A 23,498-nucleotide genomic window follows, 5' to 3' on the forward strand; every position below is an offset into this window, starting at 1 on the left:
GAACCTTCGCTTGGCTCAAGAATTTGCGCCGACTCACAACCCGCTGGGAACACTACTCACACTTGCACCAAGCGTTCTGGCAACTCGGCTGCATGTTCACTATCCTCAAAGCGTTTTAGGACCGGTTCTAAACAGATGTCACGATTCGCTCGTTGCGTTTTGTCGCCTCGACCAGTTCAGCGGGATCGATTGCGTTCATCTCTTTCGATGAGACATCGTCCATCGTAAAACCAACGCTCGTCAGCGAGCTCATGTGTTTGTCCAGCCGATCTTCGACCTGGTTTTGTCCTAACATCATCGCAGCATGAGACCGCCGAACTGAGATTAGGTCTAATGCATAAAATGCGATCACACCGGAGAATCCACCAGCCAGCAAGTAGGGTGAAAGTTCCTCACTCACAAATTCGTGAGTAAACATGTTGGCCGCCATCCCAATCAAAAAACTGCTGAGGATGAGTATTGTCGAATTGCTAATGACCGGTCTTTCTTGGTCGGATCTTGACATCGAATCAGGTCCTTGGGAATGTGTGTACTTTAGCAGGTCTAAGAGTGGACAAGATTGTTCAGTTTGAACCTACGTCACTGATCTCGGAAAGTCAAAAAAACTCTCCCGAATTGCAACATGACCGACGTGATCGGTACACTCGAAGTGATAATAATGTTTGCTTACCAAACTTACTTGATTCCGAATAGGAGTAATTGAATGTCTTTAAATCGTCGGTACTTTTTGAAATCTGCTGCGGCGGCCGGGGCTGCGGCAGTCTCGACCCAATATCTACAAGCTCAGGATGCGCCGAAGAGCACCAGTCCAAACGAAAAAATTGGTGTAGCCGTCATCGGAGCTGGTGGACGTGGAAGCAGCCATCTCAGTGCCTTCTCCGGAAGTAGCGATAGTGAAGTCCTGTACATTTGCGATGTGGACGAAGCTCAGGGAGGCAAAAAAGTCAAAGGGGTTGCCGACAAGCAGGGACGCACACCGAAGCTCCTGAAAGACTTTCGTAAAGCTCTGGAAGATCCCAGCGTCGATGTCATCAGTACAGCCACGCCGAATCACTGGCACGCACTCGTTGCGATCTGGGCGATGCAAGCTGGGAAACACGTTTATGTAGAAAAACCGGTTTCGCATAACGTCTGGGAAGGTCGACAAATTGTCAAATGGGCAAGGCAACTCGACATGATCTGTCAGTGTGGAACGCAGTCTCGTTCGAGCCCTTCATTGAAGGCAGCCGTCGACTACGTTCAAGCTGGCGAACTGGGCGAAATCAAGTATGCAATCGGAACCTGTTACAAGCCTCGTAAGAGTATCGGTAAGCTTTCAGAGCCGTTGAAAATTCCCGAAGGTGTCGACTACGACATGTGGTGCGGACCGGCAGCTAAAGTCGACCTGTATCGTCCCCGCCTGCATTATGATTGGCACTGGGATTTCAACACCGGAAACGGTGACATGGGCAACCAGGGCATCCACCAAATGGATATCGCCCGCTGGTTCCTGGGTGAGCAGAAACTCTCTTCTCGCGTGATGAGCATCGGTGGACGTCTCGGATATGAAGATGCCGGAGACACTCCGAACACTCAGATTGTCTACCACGATTTCGACAAAGCTCCGCTCATTTTCGAAACCCGAGGACTGCCTAGCAAAAACCTCGATTGGAAAAACCCGATGGACGAATATCGCGGTTCGCGAATCGGTGTGATTGTCCAATGTGAAAATGGTTATGTCGTGATTCCAACATACTCGAAGGCGACTGCTTTCGATAACGATGGAAACGAAGTGAAGTCCTGGTCAGGTGGTGGAGACCACTTTGGCAACTTCCTTGATGCCGTCAAATCTGGCAAGAAAGAAGACCTCAACGCAGATATCCTCGATGGTCACCTGTCGAGTGCGTTGTGCCACACCGGTGCGATCAGCCACATGCTCGGCAGCACAATGAACAAAGAGCAAGTCGATGATCATGTCGACAAAACGAGTAATGCACTCTGGCGAGATTCCTGGGACCGGATGGCGAAACACCTCGACGCGAACGGTGTCGATGTCAGCGATCCAAAACTCTCCGTAGGCCCATTCCTCGAAATGGACCCCAAGACGGAAACCTTCCCCGGAAACGAACCTGCCAATAAGTTGCTCACCCGCAACTACCGCGAAGGTTACGTCGTCCCGGATGCAGATGCATAAGCACCGTATGCAGATGCACCGGATGCATAAACATTTGTGAAATCCGCAATTAAAAAGCGACCAGGAGTGAGAACACTCTTGGTCGCTTTTCTTTTTCTGGTTGGTGGATTCGCGAGTCCTTAATTTCGTGCGGTTCAGAACTCCGCCGGGCGTACGTATTCTCAGCAAGTGGAGCAGAATTGAATTGTGGAGTAAGAAACTTTATTCACTTAGAGCATCTTTCGAATTGGTTTGCAGGTTCTGCCTCGTGGCGAACAGCATTTTACTAATGAAATGCGTTCTTCACGGGCACACGGTAGAGCAAACTGCTCTAAAGTTTTACGCGGTGAAGGATTTAATTTATTGGGATCAGTAACACTTTGCGGACATCCATGACCGCTTTGTTTGCAAGCTTTTTGGGGCGAATCTCGAACTGGTATTGGCCCGGCTGAGGAATCGTCAATTTGCCGATTCTTCGCTCTTTGAAATTCTGGAAGTGTCCGGTCTCTTCAACAGTGAATGTCACGCTGTCAACAATTTTCTTGTCTTGCACAACACGGACTTCTACTTCGCTTCCCCCTTGTCCTGTGTCGCAGCCCTGAAAAATATCAAGATGAAATTCGCCTGAGCTTTCGATTTCGAATTGCCAGAATGCCCAGTCGTCTACTTTGGTCCAATATCCGATGGTGTTTTTGTGTGGCTGTGGCTCGAAGCGAAGTTTCTCTCCACGAGTCTGTGCAAAATGTGCAGGAAGAAGGATGGTTCCGTCGTTTGCAGAAGGTGTGAGCACTGGCGATGTGTCTCCGATATCCGGAGCATCCAAAAACTCAGCCACGACGACTTTCTCTGCTGGGGGCTTGGTCAGCTTGACGACCCATTCAGTGGTGTCGGGGGTGAGCTTGAGCGGTTTGTCTGGAGCTCCTTTCCAGTAGACCTCTTTCAAGCGAGCATTCAGCCGAGGAAATCGCAGCTCTGATTTTTCCGGAAGCGTGTCGAATTTGAATTCGACAGTTTTCCCGTGAATGGTGGCACTTTCAGCATTTCCTTTGAGTTGCGGTTTCGCTGCCTGTGATTCAGAAGACATCACGATTGCAACTGCGAGTACGATCAAAACCGGGCTCAAGCATCTGGGAAGGCTCATCGATTTTTTCCAGTGAAATTGTCTGAATTGTTGTCGTGAGAAAAAATGTCATGAAGTTGTAAAGTCGCAGCATGCAAAGTTGTTGGAAGCAGAATTCCGGTAAGGCATCTTTTGGAGATTTTGGAGTTCATGAATCTCACTAACTTTCTCTACTGGCCTCGCGGTTTTCTGCAGCAGGGATTCCAACAACTGGCAACTCAGGATTTTGATGTCCCGGTTGGTCGCTGAGATCAAGTTCATTGATCGGGGTCCCATCTTCACGACGTCTGAGTAAGAAGTAACCGATTGTTATGCTGCACCAAAAGTAGCTGAACGAAAAGGCGACCGGAACCAAAATGGCGATGCTCATCCAGAATTTCATCAGCGAAGCGGCAAGATCGTTCTTCAAAACTTCAGTGCTGGCTTCTCTCATTTGATCAAGAGTTGGGAGACCGAAAAAAGAAACGTCACGCCCCAAACCTGTTCCGACCGATGACAGGCTCACCGCAACCGAAAGCCGAGTCAGCCAGTCCACGAAATATAGCAAAGCAGTGCCGTAGAGAATGGCGATGACGATCAGGAAGGCGGCGTACCACGGCCGATTGAGCAAGTAGCTGAGCGAGCGGCTGAGTGCGTCGAAGGCATCGTTTTTCTCGACTTCGCTGGAGACAAACATCAGTGGCCAACCGAGAATAAGGCCAATTAAGATCAGGGCCATCAGTAATCCGACCAGTAGCAGCAAGCCCCACGCGATTCCAATGAGCAATTCGCCCAGTACGGGAACTCGTCCGACAAAACCTGCGAGCCAGCACAAAATCCACAATCCTCCAAAAGCAACGAGCGCTAATGCTGGTGAGAAAAAAGAGGTCGGAAACTGTTTGACCGCATAGATGGTATCGCGAATCATCGAGCGGCCATGGCCTGTCAGTTCCAGGGCAGCCATTCGGCTGATCGCCCCTCCAAAGACTGCACAGACTGTCAGCCCCCACACAAGCTGAACCCAGGAGTGCCACCACCAGCGAACGCTTCGAAAGTTGACAAGCCCCAGAAACGATCTCGAAATTCGTTTGATCGGCCAGGAGATCGCGTTTGATTGAGCAACAAACCCCGACACAGAAGTCGGTTCTCCTCTATCGGGGAGCCGTTCCATTTCCCGAAGTGGATTGAGAAATGCGCGGCCCCCCCAGGCATCAGTGTTGGCCTGGAAATCTCTCGACGCAAAGTCGTTCCCCGCGAACTCGTCTGCATTGAAAAAAACGCGTGTCAGAAGCAAGCTCCCCTGCATCCAGAGGAAGACTGCGAGGAGTGCGATCACCATTTTTTGATAATCAATCGCAATTCGAAAGCCACGGAACATCCGCAGCCACGGCAACCAGCGTTGCAGCTGTGCTGTGTTAGTCAGGAAAAATTCCTGGTCCCTCCTCGATGGAGAATTCAAACTCGACATCCCTGATCCTGTGCATTCGTCGCGAATCTTCTGAGAGCATTTTCAACGATTGTCGTGTCTATGAAAGTCACTTTGATGCTTCATAGACTGTTCGCCGCGAGGCAGAACATAAAGACCTGTCTTGAATTTGCTCTAGTGAACGTGCAGAAGTATAGCGGGACCACTCGACTGATGGAAAACGATTGACCGGGTCGTCAAACGTTTCATCGGACATTGGAGCAGATATTTGGTCGAATTTTGGCAGGTGCGGCTAAGAAAAAACTCGGTTACGGAGTCGCAGTCACGGATTGTCGTGTCGCCTTCGAATCATCACTCGGTTGAGCGAGCAGGCGTTTCGACTCTTTCAGTAGGAAGTCAGCGTCCATGAATGGTTCGTAGCTGATGTCCTGCCAGCGAATCTCTCCTTTAGCATCAATTAAAAATGTGCCGTGCAGCGTCTTTTGCTCGAAGTCGTCGTAGCAGCGGTACGCTTTGAATATGTCCAGTTCTGAATTTGAGATGAGCGGGAAAGGAAATGTTTCTTTACCGTAATTCTCGTGCGAGTTCTTCAAGTCTTCCTGATTGTCAGTGCTGATGGCAATCAGTGAGATGCCGGCATCCTTGAATTTTTCGGTTTCGGGAGCAAACGCCTGCAGTTGTTGTGCACAATGCAAACATCCATAACCGAGATAGAAGATGACAACAACCGGCTTACCTGAATAGTCCGCCAAAGAATGCGTTTTCGCCAGATGGTCGTTCAGCGCAAATTCCGGTGCGGCACTTGGTGACCAGCGGAATGGGCCGAGCTCAGCCAAGTTCGGGCGGTCTCCAAAATCTTCTGGAATCTCACGAGGCAATCGCCAATCCGCTTCGAACCCAAGCTCTTCGGCAATCGGTTGAAGTTGTTGGAAGACTGGTGTGTTGAGGTCAATCGTTGAAGAAATGGCTCGAAGCTCTTCAAACGCTTTCTTTGCATCCTCTTTCTTGTCTGCATCCCAGAGAACTGCAACTTTCCACGCTAACGGAACAACTTCACCTTTGTGGCTGGAGACATGTTTGTTGATCGCTGAAATTGCTTTGTCCGTTTCTCCCGCTTGCTGTTGAATGAAAGCCAGCCAGCCTTTGTCGAAAGTGGAGACCTTCGAGAATGAAGCAAGAGCATCGGCATGCGCTCCGTGGATCAGATGTAAATGTCCTTCCAGTTCGCTGATGATGGTCGTCAGTGTTCGAATTTTTGAGCTGAACTTTCGCTTAGCGGCTTCACCGGCTGCCTTTTGTGCCTTCTCCTCTTTCTTTTCATCCTTCTCTTTGTCTTTGCCCTCATCTTTCACCTTCGCGATTGCTTCCTCGACAGCCTTGTCCCGTTCTGCTTCGAGTTCCGTTAGCTCCTGCTTGAAACGCGTTAACAACTCGCATGCCCCGAGAGTGTCGTTCGTGTGAAATTTTGCCACAGCGACGAGGGTGTCACGTTTTTGCTGCTCGGTCTCTGACTCAGTCGGTTCGAGGTAGATTGTTTCGGAAAGCTTGAGAGTTTCCTCCCAGAGTTGGAACGTTGATAGAGTGTCCGTCAGCCGCATGCGACCATATTTGGTGCTGCCTTGTTTGCTGAGTGTGTTGTATTTTGGGTGACGCGGCAGGTCGATCATGTTCTTCGCCAAATCGAGGGCATCGTTCGAGCGACCGATATGAATCAGATTTCGAATGAGCCATTCGTTGTTGTGTGCGAAGTTGTGAATTTGATCGGGGATAACGCGATCTCGCATCATGTACGCATGATCGGTTCTGGCGGAGGCTTCTTGTTGCCAGACCGCGTCATGGTATCGTTTCAAGCGAGAATAAATGTGTCCTGGCATGTGCCACATGTGGGCGACAGCTGGTTCGCTTTCGCCACACAAAGCTGCTGAATTAAGGGCATTCACTGGCTCCTCATAGTCCCATAAGTGAATCCGAAAATGGTGACATGGATGGAGCGGATTCTTATCGAGGATATCGTTCAGTAATGCATCGACAGCGTAGTAGCTGCTGATCGGAATTCCTTTTGATTTGTTCTCATACAAGGCCAGTCCCAAAAGGGCTTTGGCTTCGATGTCATCCGGATGCTTGTGGAGCAAGTCTTCGTAATCTTTGACCAGGGTCTGGCGACGTTTTTTGTCTTCTTCCGCTTTTTTCTTCCGGTCAACTTTCTCCCCTTCCTTGCGGGCAGGCTCTTTGAAATATTTTGCTAACGCATCGATGTAAAGTTGTTCGCGTGCGGATGCGTTCTCTTTCCGTTTTACGGCCTCTTCGATGAATCCTCGCGCGCGGCTTTCATTGCTGCGATTGGACATCGCCATTCCCCAATATGCAATGGCACAATCGGGGTCAAGAAATGCAGCCTGGCGGAATGACCGCTCTGATTCGAAGTACCAGAAACCGTGCAGCTGTCCGACGCCCTGGTCAATGAACTTCTGAACTTCTTCGGTCTTGCAGGTTGCTGGGAAGTGAACGTTGCCCATTCCTTGCATTAAATATGCAGCCTGACGTGGGCCTTCGTTGAAGCTTCCGCCATGATCAGAATGCCCTGCGAGAACTTCGGCATTCTCGCTCGGAGTGGCCTCTTCTGCGGAATCCTCATTCTCTGCTGACAGTGCTTGGGGCGCGAGAGTCAGGACAAAAACTAATAGAAGGTTTTGTAAACGTAGCATCACACACCTGATTTACAAAGAAATGGGTTTGATCCAGCTTGAGCAGGCGGCGTGCGGGTGTCAAGCATGAGAGTCGAGTTCTCCACGCTGCGTTGAGGATTTCCAGCCAATATGCCAGTTATCGCACAATGGCTTCCAATCCGGACGAGGCTTTGAGAGTTTCCAGATTGTTTTCGTAGTGAACTTGTGAACTTCCTTGCCAGGCGAGGACTTGTTCATCCGTTCCGCGAACAAACCAGATTTGGTACGTCCCGCCCAGCCAGGGGAAGAATGCATCGAGGATCCAACCAAACAGAAAGCCCAGCAGGCCAAACATCATCGCTTCTCCGGTGCTGGTTTGAGCTACATATTTCACTTCGATACGTGTGTAACGTTTCAGCCTGAAGTTTAATGGCGGTCGGTCAAAGAAGGCGATTGTCCAGCGTTGCTTCAGAACTCCCGGACTGATACGGAATCGTCGGTAGGTTCCCAGGACGACTCCGAAGAGCGGGATTAAAATGAGTTTGTCCCACCACCGAATCGGGGCAAACAAGAGAACCACAGAGAGCACTCCCCAGAACACAAGACGCTTTGAGCGGTTCGGAACTGGTGAAAGATTTTGACCTGCCACGTTTTTGCTTTCACCCTGATGTTAGCAGTAGAAGATTTCGAAACCCCAGTGGCTCAGGTCGATCCCGGAAGTGTTGATAGCGTTTCCTTGAAAGTCACTGCAGCAAGCACTTCGAAGAGAAACTCTGAATCTTTTTTCCAACAATTGCAAGGCCGATCTCGTAAAGAGGGTCACATATCTCGCCGTTCCATTCGTGAACAAAGCTTGTTTCCAAGGCATCATTTCGGAAAGGGATGGTCATGCAGCCAGTCCACTCCAGCGATGAAAATCCGTCTCCAGAAAGTCGCTCCGATTCGCCTGTCGACATTGTCGACTCTCAAAGAGAGTCCGAGAGAAGCCCTTTTTTTAAACGAATCTCGACGGAGAATCCGTTTTATCTGATCAGCGCAGCCTGTGTGATTCATAGTACCGGACTGTCAATGGGAGAAGGGCTTCCGCTGTCGGTGATGATTTCGCTGATCGGTGGTTACCTGTTGCTGCTGGCAGTGATCGGGATTGGGATCGTTCGGTTCTGGAGAGTTTGGGACGATGCTCGATCGATCTTTCTCACACTTATACTGTTGATGCTCGAACTGTCGATCTGCTTTGACCAATCGATTGCTCTGCATTCAAAGAGCGCAATAGTGGGGCTGGTCGGACTCACTCTTGGTGCGATGTGTCTCGTTGAGTTGATCCTCCGGGTTTTGAAAATTCGGTTGCCATGGATTTACCGTTTCCCATTTTATCTGCAGCTTGGCCTGGCAATGCTGGCCTCGTTGATTCCGATGGCCTTCTCGAATAGTGCAGAGAGTTCTGTGGTTCGTTGGGCAATTTATGGAGTCAGCGGACTCGCTGGCCTGTCGATGTTGACATTGATTCCGGCGATTCGAACTTCGCGAGACCGAGTCGAGTTCGCAGGCTGTCCCTGGATTTGGCCGTTCCATCCGTGGTCGCTATTCGTGATTGTCTGGGTCTGTCTTGGATTTCGATTGTACCTGCTGACACTCTCGTTCGATCCTGCGTTTGAGCTTTCCGCGAACGCTGCTTACGCAGGCATGGGAGGGATCTTTGGTGGCTATTTGCTCGTTCCCATGTTGCTGGGGATGAGCTGGTTGCTACTCGAAGCGGCTCTTGTCCACAGACACTGGTTGATTCAAACCTTTGCCTTATCTCTTCCGTTTGTCTGTGTGGGACTCAGTGTTGAACAGAGGTCACTCAACCCGGCGATGGAGAGCTTTCTCGCTGAATATTCGCAACATATTGGAGCCCCGGTTTGGTTGGCGAGTCTGGCATCGGTTCTTTATTTCGCGGTCGCCTGGTGGCGCGGGTTGCCGTTCGCCCGTCGTGGTCTGGTCGTCTCAATGTTGCTCGTCTCCGTCGTGAATTCAAAGAGGGTCACTTTTGAAGGAGTGGAAGAGATCAATCTGATCTGGTTGACAGCGACCGCAATCTTTTTGTGCTTAGTCGGATATCAGAAGCAAAAATCTCGCTTCTACATCGAGGCTGCCATGTGGATGGTTCTTGGCTTAGGCAGTCGAAACTATTTCGATGGTTGGGAGCTTTCACCAGTTGAAATTCAATTCCACCTTGTTGCATTCGCGATCGGAATTGTGAGTCTCTGGAGCAAGGACGAGGCGATGGAAGAATTCAAAGTGTTGTTGGTTCTGTTCATGGTCATCGCCTCGGTGCGGATGGTGTTTCATGGGATGATTGGAATTCGGCCTGCCGGTTTTGCTTCGGGGTATCTGCTGCTGATGGCTGTCGCAGCGTATCTGCTCAGTCGTATTCATCCGAAGGCAGGATTTCTGGGGACGGCCTGTTTTGTTTTCGCCTGTGCTTACGCGAGTGCATTCACAGAAGGAGGGAGATACTTGAATCATCAAGTGCGATGGGATGGGCTGCGACAGTTTTTGATTGGCTTGGGCTTCCTGCACTTGGGGCTGTTTGCCAGCGCCTGGAAAGGGGGAGTCTTCAAACGCTGGGCCGCCCGATTTGTCACGGCAGAGCCATCGCCCGAGGAATCACTTGGGCCATCACCCGAATTGAGCGGGGAATAGGAACCACTGAGTAAAAGCCGCAGAATTTCGTCAGCGAGTTTACCTGTTTGGAAAACAAAGCTGTTACAAAACTGTTAACGAGCCGCCTGCTGCATTGGATTCGCTTCGCCTTGTACGACGAAGTAGTCTGTTGCTGGCTTTAAGTTGTTCAATTTCTGCTGCTTGCCCGATGGCCAGAAGACGGTTGCAGAGAACTCGGTTCCTTCATCAACGACGTAGAAATCGCAGTCGTACTCCGAAGACGAAAGGTAAGAACCTCCGCCGGTCACAAAGTGGACGCGGTCTCCTTTGCTGGCGTGAAGCACGACACGAGCTCCGATGGCGTTGCGGTTGTCGGTTGTGCCGATCAGCTTCATGCGAATCCGTTCACCTTTGACGGCAGTTTCGTTTCGCAAAATTTGAGCGGCTCCGTTAAGAACCGTGAAGACAAGATCGGTTCGCCCATCACGATCGAGGTCACCACCGGCAAGCCCGCGCGAGACATGACGCTCGGAAAAGAACGAAGCGTCGTCGAAGTCGGCACGCTGAAATTTCTGGTTCCCTTTGTTCTCTAAGAGAGTGGATTGCTGCTCAAAGGTCGACTTGTTGGGATGGTAGATAACATGTCCATTTGCGATGGCGATATCCAAGTCGGCGTCACCATCAAAGTCTCGGGTTAACGTTCCGAAGCTGACGAAGAGTTCGCCAACAGCTGAGACTCCCGTGTCTTGACTCATGTGCAGAAAGTTTCCACCACCCTGATTTCGGTATAACGCTGCACTCTCATGTTCATAGTTTGTGACCCACAAGTCTCCGAGCAAATCTCCGTCGAAGTCAAAGAACTCAAGCCCCATACTGCCATTCGTTTTTCCTTCGAAGTCGACAGCACAGCCGGTGAGCAATGCACTCTCTTCGAGCTTCCCGGTTCCGTCGTTGATGTAAAGGAAATTGTCGACGGTATCGTTGGCGACGTAGATGTCGATATCGAAATCGTTGTCGATATCAGCCAGGACGACTCCGAGTCCTTTCCCTTTTTTCGCAAGTCCCCAGGCTTCGGACATGTCTTGAAATTTCCCATCGCCAGTACTTCGAAACAGGGCATCGTCGAGCCCCTCGAACCGGCGTGGCGGACAAACGTCCTCGTCATGGCTTGGAGAAGGACTAGGGCATTTCGGGTTCTTTTCGAATGACCAGTCAACGTAGTGGGTGAGATAGAGGTCCAGCGTGCCATCACCATCGAGGTCGCCCCAACCGGCGCTGGTCGACCAGGAGTCATCGATCAACTCAGCTTGTTCTGCAACTTGAAAAAATGTTCCATCACCGTTGTTTTCCCACAGGTCCACTCCGCCGTAACCGGTGACAAGAATGTCATCGAACCCGTCATTGTTGAAGTCCGCGATGGAGACTCCGTGCGTGTATCGTTGTGGTTCCCCAAGTCCGGTTGAGGTGGAAGTGTCGCTCCATTTCAAATCTCCGAGTCCTCGATAACACTGCAGTGGCAGCCCTTCTAAGCTCGGTGGATCACCTTTGATCAGTTTTCCCCCACCGGGAAAAACAAGATCAGTGAAGCCGTCTTTGTCCAGATCAAACAGTCCGACGCCTCCTCCCATCGATTCAAGGATGGCGTAGAATCCAGCGTCACGTCCGTTCTCGTAAGTTGCTTGAACTCCGGAGCTTTCTGTGATGTTTTGAAATTTGAACTTCAGTTCCGGCTCGGTGCCGCTCTTCTGAGAGTTGCTTTCTGATGAGGGCGATTTGGGGCATCCCGATCCCAGGCACAGAATCGCTAACGAAAGACAGAGTCGAAATTGAAAAGTGTGCAGCATGGTGAAAATGACGCTTGTTGCCTGACTATGTGTGAAGCTATTCGGTCGGTGTCGTGTTCTGTTGAATTGCGGAGAGCCTGATTGCAGTCTTTGAATGATACTCAGCTTCTTTGATAAAGAGTGAATCTCTTTTAGCTTTTCTTGTATAGAGTTCGCTGAGAAGTTCATGAGCGCGGATCGAAGTTGGCTCGTAGGCCAGCACGCTTTTCAGCCAGAACTCAGCTGTCTTGAGCGACCCGTTGTTTAAGTAGAGTTCTCCGACTTGCAATCGCTCTTCAACATACGGGTGAACAGGATTGATTCCGTCAATAATTTTATCGGCTTTCTGAAGTGCGATCCTGGAATTGTTCACCGCTTGAAGTTCCGCACTTCCAGCTTCGGTTGCTCCCGATTGTCGCAATGCGACTGCCCGCGCGTACCGCACGTCCAAATTTGAGGGGTCCGCTTCGTAGGAAATGTTGAGGTAATTGAGCGCCGCCTCGTTGTTCCCGGCTCCCAGCTCTAAGCTGCCAAGCTCAAACGCTGCCGGGTTTCCTGCAGGGATTTCTTGAATATGTAAATAGCTGGTCATCAGTTCTTCAATCGGGAGACTCATCGCCTGCTCGAGAAGCTCTCTTGCTTTCTCCGTTTCGCCAAGTTGGCGGTAGCATTTTCCAAGCTCGACCTTCGCTGCTCCATTGTTTTTCATTTTCAGGCAACGGGAAAAGAACTTGATGGCCTCCTTGGGGTGCTGTGTTTCGAGTAACAGTCTTCCGAGCGCGAAGGCCGAAGGGTAGTGAGTTTCGCATTTTGCCAAGGCGTCGCGGTACTCTTGCTCAGCGATAAAATCGTTTTGCAGGTAATCTTGAACACGGCCGTTGGTGTAGTGTGGACGAGGGTCATCGGGATAGCTTTGCTTCCAGTTTTCGATGACGACAAAAGCTTGGCTGTATTCTTGGCCGACTAAAAAACCGTTTGCGAACGCGCTGCAAACTTCATCAGCGTCCCCTTCCTGGTTCTTTAACATTTTGACAAGCTCTTCCATCAGAGCAGGGGCTTCGCCGCCACTGGCGCGTGCCAGAATTTCTTCTCGCCGGGCTTGTAACGGATCTCCTCCAAGCTGAGCAAAACGTTCCAGGTTCTCCGAGAACAGGCCATACTGGCCAAGCTTTCGGTTGAGTCTTGCGCGAAGACGGTACGTCTCCGGGTTACGGTCTCGGAAGAAGAGAGACCAGTCTAAAGCGTTTTCAGCACTGTCAAAATGATCAACTTTTAGATGCTGCCCGGCTTGCCAGTTGCAGAGATATGAGAACGTCTGAAAGTACCACAGCCCAACCAGAATCAAGAGCAGGGCGATAAATCGCTGGATCCGCTGTCGGCTCAGTGGGCTTTCTGTTCGCTGCCGGTTCGCTTCCGGGGCGGTCGTTGTTTTGGCGGATGGAGACGTCATTTCGATCATCACCCAGAATATCCTGCCAGGAAGAAAAAGCAAACGCCTGAAGGATCTCAGGCGTTTGCCACGAAAATTTGCTTACAGCTTTTCGAGCATTTCTTTCGCACGAGCTTTGATTTTTGCCGAGTCTTTCATCGCGGAAAGTTCGTCAATATCTTTCATCAGTTCAGCACCCTTGGCTTCGTCTTCTTGCCTCAGCCGACCGATGTTGTTTCGAACATCTTCAATACTACTGTCGATGGCTCCGGTCTCCATGACTCCTTCAAGGCCCTTCTTGACCTCTTCGGCTGCTGAGGATTGTTTTACGGTGACTTCGGTGACTTTTTTTCCACCACATCCAGTGACGGTTCCAACAGTGCAGCAGAGTGCTGTGCATAATGCAAAACGATAGAAAATAGAAGACATCATGATTCTCGGCTCAAGGGGGCTGAAAGTAAGGGTTTATGCAAAATGAATGGCAACAGATAAATGAGATTCCAAGGCAGAACTTAAAGCGACGGGCTGTCTGCCTGAACGGAATCCATACGGGTTCTGGGGGAGGGGGAATGCCGGAGTATTAGAACGTTTCTTGTGTCTCTCATGTGTAAGAGATAGCGTTTTTCAGGTCACTGATTACAAAAAAGCAGCTCGAATTTGCCTTTTGAACATATTCGAGTCTGCTTTTTGTAAGTGAACTCTAGTGACTAGAGAATTTTCACAAAGGAGTTCGCGTTTTGTCCTGTGAAGATGAGTAATGAATTACATAAGCGCATTCTTCACAGACACAAAAAAGACGAACGTCTTCTAGAATTCGCCGACAATGTCACCCTGATTACTACTTCCGATGCTTTGGTATAAGTTGAAGTCGATGTTTTCAGAGATGAAGCGAACCGCACCATCACCCATGGCATGCTGTGATCCACCAGTGTGGAAACTTCGTGAGGCCCACACACCGCGAGCATCGCCTTCACCGCATCCACTACATTCATGGCAGTTCGGGAACTTCCAGTTTGGAGGAACGACAGTGTTCATTCCGGTGTCGTCCATCATTGGGGAGACCCATGTCCAACCGCCTGAACTGCGGTGGTCAGCTGTTCCTGTGAGGCAGGTGTTTCCATACGTCGTCATTTGATCTTGTGTCGGTTTGATCGGGTTGATTCCAGACAAGGACTGATTCCGAATGTAGTCGCCACGTTCCAGTCGGAAAATTCCGTTGTCGCCGTCTCCTTTAACGATTTCCCCGAAGGCAATTGTGTTTGAAGTCCCATCAGTGATGTCTCGCATGGCGAGCGATCGGCGACGGTGAAACATTCCAGCAGTTCGTGTTAGACTCGCTTCCCAACCCAGGTTCGGACCAGTACTCGCTCCATAATTGTTCCCACCATCACCATTGGTGATAATCCCGGGATCGGATGGGCACTGGAAGACAGGAACTTTTGTTTGTCCCAATGTGCGGTTTGGAAAATTCGGGTCGGTGTGAGTCCAGAATCGGTTCAGATCGTACTGATTGTACAGAGGCGCCTGGTCAACAAACGGCAGCAACATGGTGTGAACGCTGTTGCCACGCCACTCGCTTCCCCAGTCATTGTTCGCTTCAGTTCCGAATGTCAACTGAGGGAATTTTCCGTGGGTGTCATGATAGTTGTGCAGTGCAATCGCAAGTTGTTTGAGGTTGTTTTTGCACTGTGAGCGGCGAGCTGCTTCGCGAGCCTGCTGCACGGCAGGTAACAAGAGAGCAACCAGGATCGCGATAATCGCGATCACAACCAGAAGTTCAATGAGGGTAAACCCTCGACGTAAACGCTTCATTTCAGTCTCCAAATCAAGGAAGTAAAAACTATAAAAGCCCGAGCTTGGTGACCCGCGAAAAGCTGCCCGCTTATTCGCTAAAATGTGAAACATACATAATTGCTAGAGTGAATCAATTAATGAGCAAGAATGATTTTTGCTCACAACACAGGAATCTGTGACGGCAATGGAGGGATAAACCGTAATACGGTGATTGATCAAATCTTACGTATTTGTTGTACTTTAACACACTCTGTTCGATGAGTGCAAGAAATGAAATGGCTGATTGGTCTGCATCGACGGGTTGGGGATGAAAACTCGATCATAATTCATTCAAATGAATCCTCATTCGTCATTCAACAGGGGGCACCCGTCTCTCCTGAGGCTTACAGAAATTTAGGTGATCCAATGAAAACGTTAATAATGATTTTTATGGTGGCAGTTGCTGTGCTGTTCGATGTATCACTAAGTGCAGAAGATCAAATTGTTGATACAAACTCTAAAGTTGTAAAACTGTCAGGAGATTTTCGCTTCACGGAAGGCCCCTCATGGGATCGAAAGGGGACTTTGTACTTCTCTGACATTCCCAACAAGACGATTCACTCCTGGACCAGCAAAAAAGGGATAGAAACCTTCAAGGTGCTTGAGGGAAGCTGCAACGGACTCCGGTTTGATCAGGCGGGAAACCTGTTCGTTTGTCAACCTGCTGGCCGTGCGATTGTCAAAATCACCCCGGAAGGAAAGCAATCAGTCGTTGCTGATGAGTTCGAGGGGAAGAAGCTGAATTCCCCGAATGATTTGTGGATCGACCCTAATGGCGGGATCTATTTTACAGATCCTCGCTACGGCAGCATGGACGATCTTCAACAGAGCGGGTTTCATGTGTACTACATTCATCCAGGTGAGAAAAAGATCGATCGCATTCTCGATAATTTAGTGAAGCCAAACGGAGTTGTTGGGAGTGCCGATGGAAAGAAACTCTACGTCACTGACCCCGGAGCCCAGAAAACGTATGTGTACGACATCACCGGTCCGGGGAAACTCGACAATCGCAAGCTGGCCGCTGATGCAGGTTCAGATGGATTGGAACTTGACGAACGAGGCAACCTGTACATCACCGGTGACAGCATGCGAATCTTTAATTCCGAAGCAAAAGAGATCGCTTCGATCCCTCTGCCTGAAAGAGCTGCCAACATGACAATTGGTGGCCCCGATGGAAAGACGTTATTCATCACTGCCCGGACCGGACTCTATTCAGTTCAACTCAAGGTTCGGAGCGGTTCGGACCCGTTCGCAAAGTAATCAGTCAGAAACTCGCCAATGTTTCGCCGGACAACTTCAGTCTCCGGTCAGTCTTCGGCAATCGGCCAGTTCAACGGAGTTTGTGAACGTATCGACTCTTTTGCTATCATGCCTCGGACATCCTTGACCTGACATTGAGGCGAGCTTGATATGCTTTCACATCTTCGCTGGACCTGTGCTGTTTCTGCAGTCCTTTTCACCAGTTCCCTCTCATTTGCAGCCGGTCCAGAACCGATCCCTTTGTGGCCGAACGGGGCGCCTGGTCAGGACGGAACCGGCGAGAAAGACATTCCACTTGTTCGCATCTACCCAGCCGGTGAGAACGCGACCGGAACCGCAGTTGTGATTTTGCCCGGCGGAGGATACGGCGGGTTGGCGATGGATCATGAAGGGCACCAGATTGCCAAGTGGTGGAACCGTCTGGGTGTGACCGGAGCTGTCGTGACCTATCGTCATGGACCGAAATATCAGCATCCGGCTCCACTTCAAGATGCTCAACGAGCGATTCGACATCTGCGGTCCCACGCGGAAGAACTGAAGATTGATCCTAACCGAATTGGTGTTATGGGGTTCTCGGCGGGAGGGCACCTCGCTTCGACTGTATCGACTCACTTTGATGCAGGTGAAGCTGCCAGCAAAGATCTCGTTGCACAACAAAGCAGTCGGCCGGACTTCGCGGTTCTCTGTTATCCCGTCATTTCGATGCTTGATCCGCAGGCCCATAAAGGGTCACGTCGAAACCTCCTCGGTGAAAACCCCAGCGAAGAACTCGTCAAAAGCCTGTCGAATCATCTACAAGTCACCAAAGAGACACCGCCGACATTCGTCTTTCATACAGCAGCTGATCCGGTTGTTCCGGTGGGAAATGCGATTGCCTACTATCAGGCGCTGGTCGAACATGGCGTCGATGCGGAATTGCACATCTACCAAAAAGGTCGACACGGCGTTGGGCTGGCCCCGAATGATCCCGTCTTGAAATCCTGGCCAGACCGCCTCGCAGACTGGCTTCGCACGAACAACTTTCTTTCTGGGAAGAAGCGTGTCTCTGTTTCTGGCTCAGTGAAGTTTGACGGCCAACCGTTAAGGTGGGGGATGATTTCATTTGTCTCTCGGGAATCAGACTCGTTCCCGACGGCATCCACGATGGTTCAAAGCGGAAAGTTTACAATTGCCGAGAAAGATGGCCCGGTGGCGGGGAAGTACTCGATTTCCGTTCACGACATGGGGACATTCGCACGTGAACCATCCATTGAAGATGCCCGGACGTTAACTGGTGATCATTCCATTACAGGTCTCGTCATTGAAGTACGTGAAGAGGTCGAGAACAATTTCGACCTCGACTTGAGAATCGAATAAATTCAAATACTATTCAGAGCCTCTCTTGCGGTTCTCCCAACATTTTCGTGGCGACTCATTGTTCACAGAGGAGATTGAACTCCGGGGCACGAAGAGGCTCCGTGGTTTTATCTTCGACGAAAGCATTTTGCCCACGATCGCCATTTAGAGCTCCGATGAACCTCTTGATGGACCAGGGCAGTTTGCATTACTGAGAGGCCGTACAGAACGCATTTTTCCAGTGAATTCTCTGTTCGTCGCGAAGCAGGACGCGGCACGAATTCGAAGGATGTAATAGACTTGCTCTTTGATCGCTGAAATCCTGATCCAGTTTCTATTTACTTTTTATTGACACGAAGCGACCTGAATGTCCACAACTCTCGAACAAGGTAACGGCCAGCTTTCCTGCGGCCTGGCTTCAAATTCCTCGGTCGATTCCGAATGGTTGAAGTCTCTCAATTTCCGCACCTCTGCACCTCAAGGATTGCGAGAAGCTGCCAGTCAGGGCAACGTGAATGATTTCACCTCCGCACTGATTGAATGTGCCTCTGAAAGACGAGTCTTTAAAAAGTCCGAACGACTTGAGTTGCTCGAACAGTTGCGCCAGCTCCGTGAAGCGACTCAGGATGTCGAGATGTCCGGCGATCTCGCCACTGCCCTGTTTGAGATCGACCTCAAAAAAGCGGAGCGATCAGGACATGTTGAAGCGTTCATCGCAGAGCACGGTGAAGAAGCTCCAGATAGCGTTTCGCTGACAGATGCGATCTGGATTCTCGCGATTTACCCCACGAAATTGGAGAGCGAAGCGTTGTTTTCGCTTTGGCGCTGGACCTTGCAGAAGGGGCGGGAATGGATGGAATCCAAACCGGTTTGCGATGCAGAGCAAGGTTTCAGCCAATTAAGATTTCTTGAAGTCTGCTACCTCATGGCAGTCTCTTTTGAGAATCTGAAAGGCTCGCGCAGCTTACTCAAAGAGACGACAGCCCTGATCCGAAATTGTGTCGAAGAAGCGACCGATAGCGATGGGACTCCGCAGGCACATTGGGTTCCGACTCTCATCGATTCGCTCTCCAGCTTGGGACGCATCGCCACGTTCAACACAGCGATGCAGCAGAAGCTCATCAACAAAGCATTTGGTAAACGATTGCAGGGGCTCTTCGAACGAGCCTGCACCTACTGCGCACAAGATTACTTCAGTTTGTCGCTTGGTGAATCGACTCTTGATTCATATCGACTGGACGCGGTTGCAGCAGCTTTTCAGTTTGATAAGAAAGATGGAATTCGTCGCCTCATTCAAACCTGGCAAAAAGAGAACCAGAGCAAGGCAAAAGTTGGAGACTGGTCGCTTCCCGAGATGGTTCATCAGTCGGACTGGTCTCAGCATGCTTGCATGCGATCGAATTGGAGTTCACCGGTCGATTTGTGCCTCATCACGCACGAGGGGGCAATGCCACGAATCGATCTCGTCATCGCCGATCATCCTCTGTTGAAGGGAGACTGGGGCCACGAAATAGGTCTGGATGGAAAATTGCTCAAGTCCAATGCTGACTGGGCCTGCACTTGCTGGTTTGCAGATGACGAAGTCAACTACATGGAACTGGTCCAGGAAATCGATGCTTCAACTCGAGTTTCGCGGCAAATTATTCTTCTACGTGAAGAGCATCAACTTGTCCTGAATCATGTTGTCGTTGCTGAGAAAGCAGGCGAAATCAGTTCTCGCACAACGCTTCCCATACGGAGAAACTGGATTGGGGAAGCAGATACAACAACACGCGAACTCGCCTTGGAGAATGCCGCTCAACGTGTGCGAATTCATCCACTCTCGCTGCCACAGGAACATGTCGTCAAAGCTGACGGAAAACTCTTCCTCTCTGAACAGGAATTAACATTCGAGCAGCACTCAGCCGGCTCGCGTCTCATTTCGTCGATCGTGCTCGACTGGTCGCCCAAGCATCTCGAAAAGCCAGTCGAGTGGGGAAAGCTGACAGTTGCACAAGATGGAAGGATTGAAACCACCGAGCAAGCTGCCGCCTTCCGCTTCCGGGTTGGTCGCGATCAGTGGCTGCTCTATCACTCAATGACGGAACCTGACGTCCCAAGATCCGTCCTCGGCCTCCACACTTCTCGCGAGACAGTCCTCTCAAAAATCACCTCCCGAGGTGAGATCGAACCGATCATTGAAGTGGAAATGTAAACCACACTTCACAAGCATTTCTCGATAATTCATTCACCACCAGCGCAAAGTGCCTCAGCCGTTTCGCTCGACTGGGGCACTCGCAACAATTGGTGTGAAGAGTTTGGCGCCAGTAAATGAGGCGTTAAGAAATAGCGTCGTAACGTCTTTTATGGACGCAGTTCGCTGATGCCGTCTTTGAGTTGGTAGATCCGTTTGACTTCTGCTTCAGTCAGGGCGCGGTCGAAGGTGGCGAGGTCGTCCATTTGACCGACGTACGCTGCGCCGAGGACCAGGAAGACCTGGGCTGGGTCCCAGTCGAATGTCAGTTCCCAGTCTTCAATGGCTCCCTGACGGACTCCGTCCATGTAAAGGACGCCACGTTGTGTCTTCTTTTGATCGTTCACATTTTCTAAAGTGAAAACGACGTGCGTCCATTTCTCTCGTGAGAACGATGGTTTTTCGACTTGGACCATCGGACGCTTATCGAATGGAATGTCCGCCCAGGAAACGCCATCTGGATTCCAGATAGAAGTAAGAGGTCGAATAGCATAGCGGAAGAAACGTGGGGTTTCGTCTTTGGAAAACTCCAGGAAGATGAAGCCTTTCTTGGTGTCGTTGCCGACAATTTGAACGGGATCACAGTAGCCTGGCTCAAGATCTTTGTCTGGGTTGAGTCGTAGCCAAACCGAGACTGTTGAGCTCCAGCTCTTGCTATTGTAATCGAGGATTCCAGTATCCTTGAACGCCGGGCGGAAGGCACTTTTGTGAACGAAGTCGAGAGCTCCTCCGAAGCGACCCTCCTTAACAAATTTCACGTCATCAGTCGGCTCGGCATGAACATAGTCTTTTCCAGAACGGACATAGCTGGTCCGGTCACCACGAGCAAAATCGGCATCGAGACCATGATCAAACGAGGCATGCAGGGTCAGCGACTTGCTCAAGCTGTCGTCTGTTTCCGTTTCGCTGATCAATTTCTTACCTTCTTCGGCGCCAATTTCTCGAAGGAAGATGTTTCTCCAGCGAATCTCTCCGCCATGCGTTTGCAGCATGATCGGTCCCTTTGCTGGCAGCGGTTTTGAGCGGTCCCAGAAATTCTCCATGATGGCTCCATCAACAACCAGTTCCCCGTTGAGCCAAACCCAGGTGTGCGAACCGACTTGTCGAACCCGAAACTTGTTCCACTCGCCAAATGGTTTGTCAGCCAGAACCATTGGGTCGCGGCCCTCAGCTGTGGGGGAATTGTTGAAGAGTCCACCTGATCCGAGGTGCGGTTTTCGTGTTGGTCGTTTCGGATCGAACTTCTGATGCCAATCCCAAATTTGAACTTGCGGAGTCCCGCGCAGATAGATGCCGCTGTCCGCTTTGGCGACAGTTTTGTATTCCAGCAGCAATTCGATGTCACCGTATTCTTTTTCTGTTGTCGCATACGGTCCATGACCATCGTTGACCAGTTCGCCGTTTTCGACAGTCCAGTTGGCAGAAAACTCTTCCCGTTGCTGTTTCAAGTTGGCTTCTTTTTTCTCGCCTTCCAGCTTGGTGACCCGATGCGGGTTGAGACCATACCAGCCGGTCAAATCCTTGCCATTAAAAATTGCGTGAAAGCCTTCAGGCGGCTGCGGGTCTGCGGCATCTGCAGGACTGATCGCTGTGAGTAACAGAGCGGCGACCGTGGCGCAGCGACACAACGAAGATCGTGATAGACGATTCGCGGTTTTCATAGATTCAAAACTCAGTGAGGAAGATTAGGAAGGAGCCACACAGAAGCGATCTGATGTGGCTTTGTTGATGTGATCGAGGATAATCGACACCGCCGCAGAGGGCCACTCAGCGCACCGTTTTCAGCTCAGCAGAGAAACTTTTTCAGAGAGCGGACGAAGTTTTCCCCACGACGGTTGCCTTGACTCAACAGAGCGTCGGCATCCGTCTCGCAAGATTTACAGAGTACGTGGCAGGTAATCCGGATCTCATTTGAGTCGCTACGCTTGTTCCCGCAAGATTGCGGAGGCGTAGCCGACGAGGTCGTTTTGCTCTTTGCGGACCTTTTTCAGGACGTCCAGTCGCCCCGCTTTTTCACAGAGTTCGTCAAACGAAATGCTCACATCTTCGTTGAGATTTGAGAGGTACTTCGCGGAGAGTTCGACTGCTTCATCGAGTTTGTCGCTGCGAATGAGCAAGTCGACAAGGACGTAGGCCAGCAACGGCTTATCCTGTTCGTCTGGTTCGGCCTCGAGTTGTTCTCGAAAGTACTGCAGTCCTTCGTCACGTTTTTTGTCGAGCAGGATATTAAAGAAATGTTCGTGAGCAGGGTAGAAGTCCTGGAAGGGTGGCTCTCCATCGTATTGAAGAGGTTTGTCCAGCTTCGCTCCGTATTGAGCTAACTCGCGTGCCAGTTCCAGTTCTTCTGCCGGTGCTTCGATGGACCGGGCGAATCGGACGACGGAGTTCAAGTGTGAGACATCGACGTGGTAATTCCCTTCGTCGAAGATCCAGTCACGGCCGGTAATCAAGGTTTTTAGAGAGGCCCCCGGTTCGATCAGCGGGACTTTTTGCTCGACCTGCCTGCGAACTGAGTCCGTCAAGTCGTTGTACAGGCTACGGACCATGAGTTTCGAACAGGCTGTCCTGTGTTCCTGGCTCATTTGAGGCAACGATTGGTCCAAAGCTGTGATCGTGCTGCAGGTCCCATGACCGTTGAGCATGATTTTCACTCCCTTGGGAGGATTCACTCCCTGGTACAGCGCCAGCTGCAGGATCTCCTCCATTTTCTCGTAATCCTCGATTTGATCAGGGAGCTCATCGAGAGCTGCAGCGAGCAGTTCGGGTTCTTGAATGACCTGCAGGTACATCCAGGCGGCAGCCAATTCTCCCTGTTCGACCAGCTTTCCGCCGACCTCACGAGCCGCTTCCACATAGGCTTCTTCGACCTCTTTGCGGTGTTCTTGAGGGACATCTTGCAGGGAGGATGGTCGAGACAGCGGAAGTCCAAGAGCTGCTTTTTTTTGTAACATTTTGGCGTCAAAGAGTTTATGCAACTCTCCCGCTTCTTCGACCTCTTTCACGAGTCGGGCCAGCAGTTCCTGAGATTCCTGCTTCGAGGAAACCTGATCGAGTGTATCAAATGATGATTTTTCCATGGTTCTTTGTACTTCTCTCTCTTGCTAGCGTCCCAGTCGACCGAATCCAATAATAGCGATATTGCAAATCAGCAATGATTTTCATGCCATTGGTCGGGAATCTCAAGTCTGTCGTTTTGAGCTGAAAACGGCGGATGTTTTCGGATTGATGATAGAGCTTTGGTTCCTTGCATCGGCAGATTTACGCAAGTAACTCTCTCACCAGAGATTATTACAAATCCTGCTGGCATCGACAGCCATGATTGTGGTAAAGTTCGCGATTCCCGATTTCGACCGTTTTTGTAAAAAATGGAGTCGACTCTGCAAGTGAGAGGCAATCTCTTCCGAGCCAGCCTTCCTGAGAGCCAACCCTTTTTGAAGAAATGGTCCTACGCTGGTCGTTCGAAAACTTCAGACATGTGTGTGAGGTGGCGGCCTTCGTTGATTTTGACACTTGAATGCGGTCTGTTCTGTGTCGGGACGGATGCGCGGCAAGCTGTTGCCACATATTAGAACCTCTAACAAAACAAAACATTCGGG

The 23,498-nt window shown here is 50.5% G+C and carries 16 protein-coding genes; 5 read left to right on the forward strand and 11 right to left on the reverse strand.

The window, feature by feature from the left end; all coding sequences use genetic code 11:
• Window positions 1-127: 127 nt before the first annotated feature.
• A complete protein-coding gene (locus ACN0YR_RS04550) occupies window positions 128-505 on the reverse strand; it encodes a hypothetical protein (protein ID WP_417848013.1) in 378 nt (125 codons plus the stop codon).
• A 198-nt stretch (window positions 506-703) separates the two neighbouring features.
• Here ACN0YR_RS04550 and ACN0YR_RS04555 point away from each other — a divergent pair, with 198 nt between their 5' ends.
• Entirely contained in the window at window positions 704-2,173 is a 1,470-nt protein-coding gene (locus ACN0YR_RS04555; RefSeq protein WP_417848014.1) for a Gfo/Idh/MocA family protein, read from the forward strand.
• A gap of 334 nt (window positions 2,174-2,507) precedes the next feature.
• Here ACN0YR_RS04555 and ACN0YR_RS04560 read toward each other — a convergent pair whose 3' ends face one another.
• From ACN0YR_RS04560 to ACN0YR_RS04575, 4 genes are all read right to left on the reverse strand, one after another.
• Window positions 2,508-3,293: a hypothetical protein gene (locus ACN0YR_RS04560; protein ID WP_417848015.1), complete on the reverse strand. Its 786-nt coding sequence runs from the start codon at window positions 3,291-3,293 to the stop codon at window positions 2,508-2,510.
• Between the two features lie 139 nt (window positions 3,294-3,432).
• Window positions 3,433-4,719 carry a hypothetical protein gene (locus ACN0YR_RS04565; protein ID WP_417848016.1) on the reverse strand — a complete coding sequence of 429 codons (1,287 nt, stop codon included), beginning with the start codon at window positions 4,717-4,719 and terminating at the stop codon, window positions 3,433-3,435.
• 266 nt (window positions 4,720-4,985) lie between these two features.
• On the reverse strand, window positions 4,986-7,382 hold the full coding sequence (locus ACN0YR_RS04570; protein ID WP_417848017.1) for a redoxin domain-containing protein: 2,397 nt from the start codon (window positions 7,380-7,382) through the stop codon (window positions 4,986-4,988).
• A 118-nt stretch (window positions 7,383-7,500) separates the two neighbouring features.
• Window positions 7,501-7,992, reverse strand: a complete 492-nt coding sequence (locus ACN0YR_RS04575) for a hypothetical protein (RefSeq protein ID WP_417848018.1) — start codon at window positions 7,990-7,992, stop codon at window positions 7,501-7,503.
• A 239-nt stretch (window positions 7,993-8,231) separates the two neighbouring features.
• Here ACN0YR_RS04575 and ACN0YR_RS04580 point away from each other — a divergent pair, with 239 nt between their 5' ends.
• On the forward strand, window positions 8,232-10,028 hold the full coding sequence (locus tag ACN0YR_RS04580) for a hypothetical protein (RefSeq protein WP_417848019.1): 1,797 nt from the start codon (window positions 8,232-8,234) through the stop codon (window positions 10,026-10,028).
• Window positions 10,029-10,102: 74 nt separating this feature from the next.
• On the opposite strand, the gene ACN0YR_RS04585 is transcribed toward ACN0YR_RS04580, so the two are convergent.
• From ACN0YR_RS04585 to ACN0YR_RS04600, 4 genes are all read right to left on the reverse strand, one after another.
• Window positions 10,103-11,833: a CRTAC1 family protein gene (locus ACN0YR_RS04585; RefSeq protein ID WP_417848020.1), complete on the reverse strand. Its 1,731-nt coding sequence runs from the start codon at window positions 11,831-11,833 to the stop codon at window positions 10,103-10,105.
• A 37-nt stretch (window positions 11,834-11,870) separates the two neighbouring features.
• Window positions 11,871-13,262, reverse strand: coding sequence for a tetratricopeptide repeat protein (locus tag ACN0YR_RS04590; protein ID WP_417848021.1), 1,392 nt, complete (start codon window positions 13,260-13,262; stop codon window positions 11,871-11,873).
• A gap of 81 nt (window positions 13,263-13,343) precedes the next feature.
• Complete coding sequence (locus tag ACN0YR_RS04595) at window positions 13,344-13,673, reverse strand: hypothetical protein (protein ID WP_417848022.1); 330 nt, start codon at window positions 13,671-13,673, stop codon at window positions 13,344-13,346.
• Between the two features lie 375 nt (window positions 13,674-14,048).
• On the reverse strand, window positions 14,049-15,053 hold the full coding sequence (locus ACN0YR_RS04600) for a DUF1559 domain-containing protein (RefSeq protein ID WP_417848023.1): 1,005 nt from the start codon (window positions 15,051-15,053) through the stop codon (window positions 14,049-14,051).
• 387 nt (window positions 15,054-15,440) lie between these two features.
• Here ACN0YR_RS04600 and ACN0YR_RS04605 point away from each other — a divergent pair, with 387 nt between their 5' ends.
• From ACN0YR_RS04605 to ACN0YR_RS04615, 3 genes are all read left to right on the forward strand, one after another.
• Window positions 15,441-16,334 carry an SMP-30/gluconolactonase/LRE family protein gene (locus ACN0YR_RS04605; protein WP_417848024.1) on the forward strand — a complete coding sequence of 298 codons (894 nt, stop codon included), beginning with the start codon at window positions 15,441-15,443 and terminating at the stop codon, window positions 16,332-16,334.
• Window positions 16,335-16,484: 150 nt separating this feature from the next.
• The gene (locus tag ACN0YR_RS04610) at window positions 16,485-17,690 is read left to right on the forward strand and encodes an alpha/beta hydrolase (protein ID WP_417848025.1); all 1,206 of its coding nucleotides are present in this window, start codon (window positions 16,485-16,487) and stop codon (window positions 17,688-17,690) included.
• Window positions 17,691-18,036: 346 nt separating this feature from the next.
• Window positions 18,037-19,863 carry a hypothetical protein gene (locus ACN0YR_RS04615; protein ID WP_417848026.1) on the forward strand — a complete coding sequence of 609 codons (1,827 nt, stop codon included), beginning with the start codon at window positions 18,037-18,039 and terminating at the stop codon, window positions 19,861-19,863.
• Between the two features lie 149 nt (window positions 19,864-20,012).
• On the opposite strand, the gene ACN0YR_RS04620 is transcribed toward ACN0YR_RS04615, so the two are convergent.
• On the reverse strand, window positions 20,013-21,563 hold the full coding sequence (locus ACN0YR_RS04620) for a family 16 glycoside hydrolase (protein WP_417848027.1): 1,551 nt from the start codon (window positions 21,561-21,563) through the stop codon (window positions 20,013-20,015).
• A gap of 258 nt (window positions 21,564-21,821) precedes the next feature.
• On the reverse strand, window positions 21,822-22,979 hold the full coding sequence (locus ACN0YR_RS04625; RefSeq protein ID WP_417848028.1) for a hypothetical protein: 1,158 nt from the start codon (window positions 22,977-22,979) through the stop codon (window positions 21,822-21,824).
• Between the last annotated feature and the right edge of the window lie 519 nt (window positions 22,980-23,498).

This window comes from Thalassoglobus sp., from assembly GCF_048270125.1.
Taxonomy (GTDB): Bacteria; Planctomycetota; Planctomycetia; order Planctomycetales; family Planctomycetaceae; genus Thalassoglobus.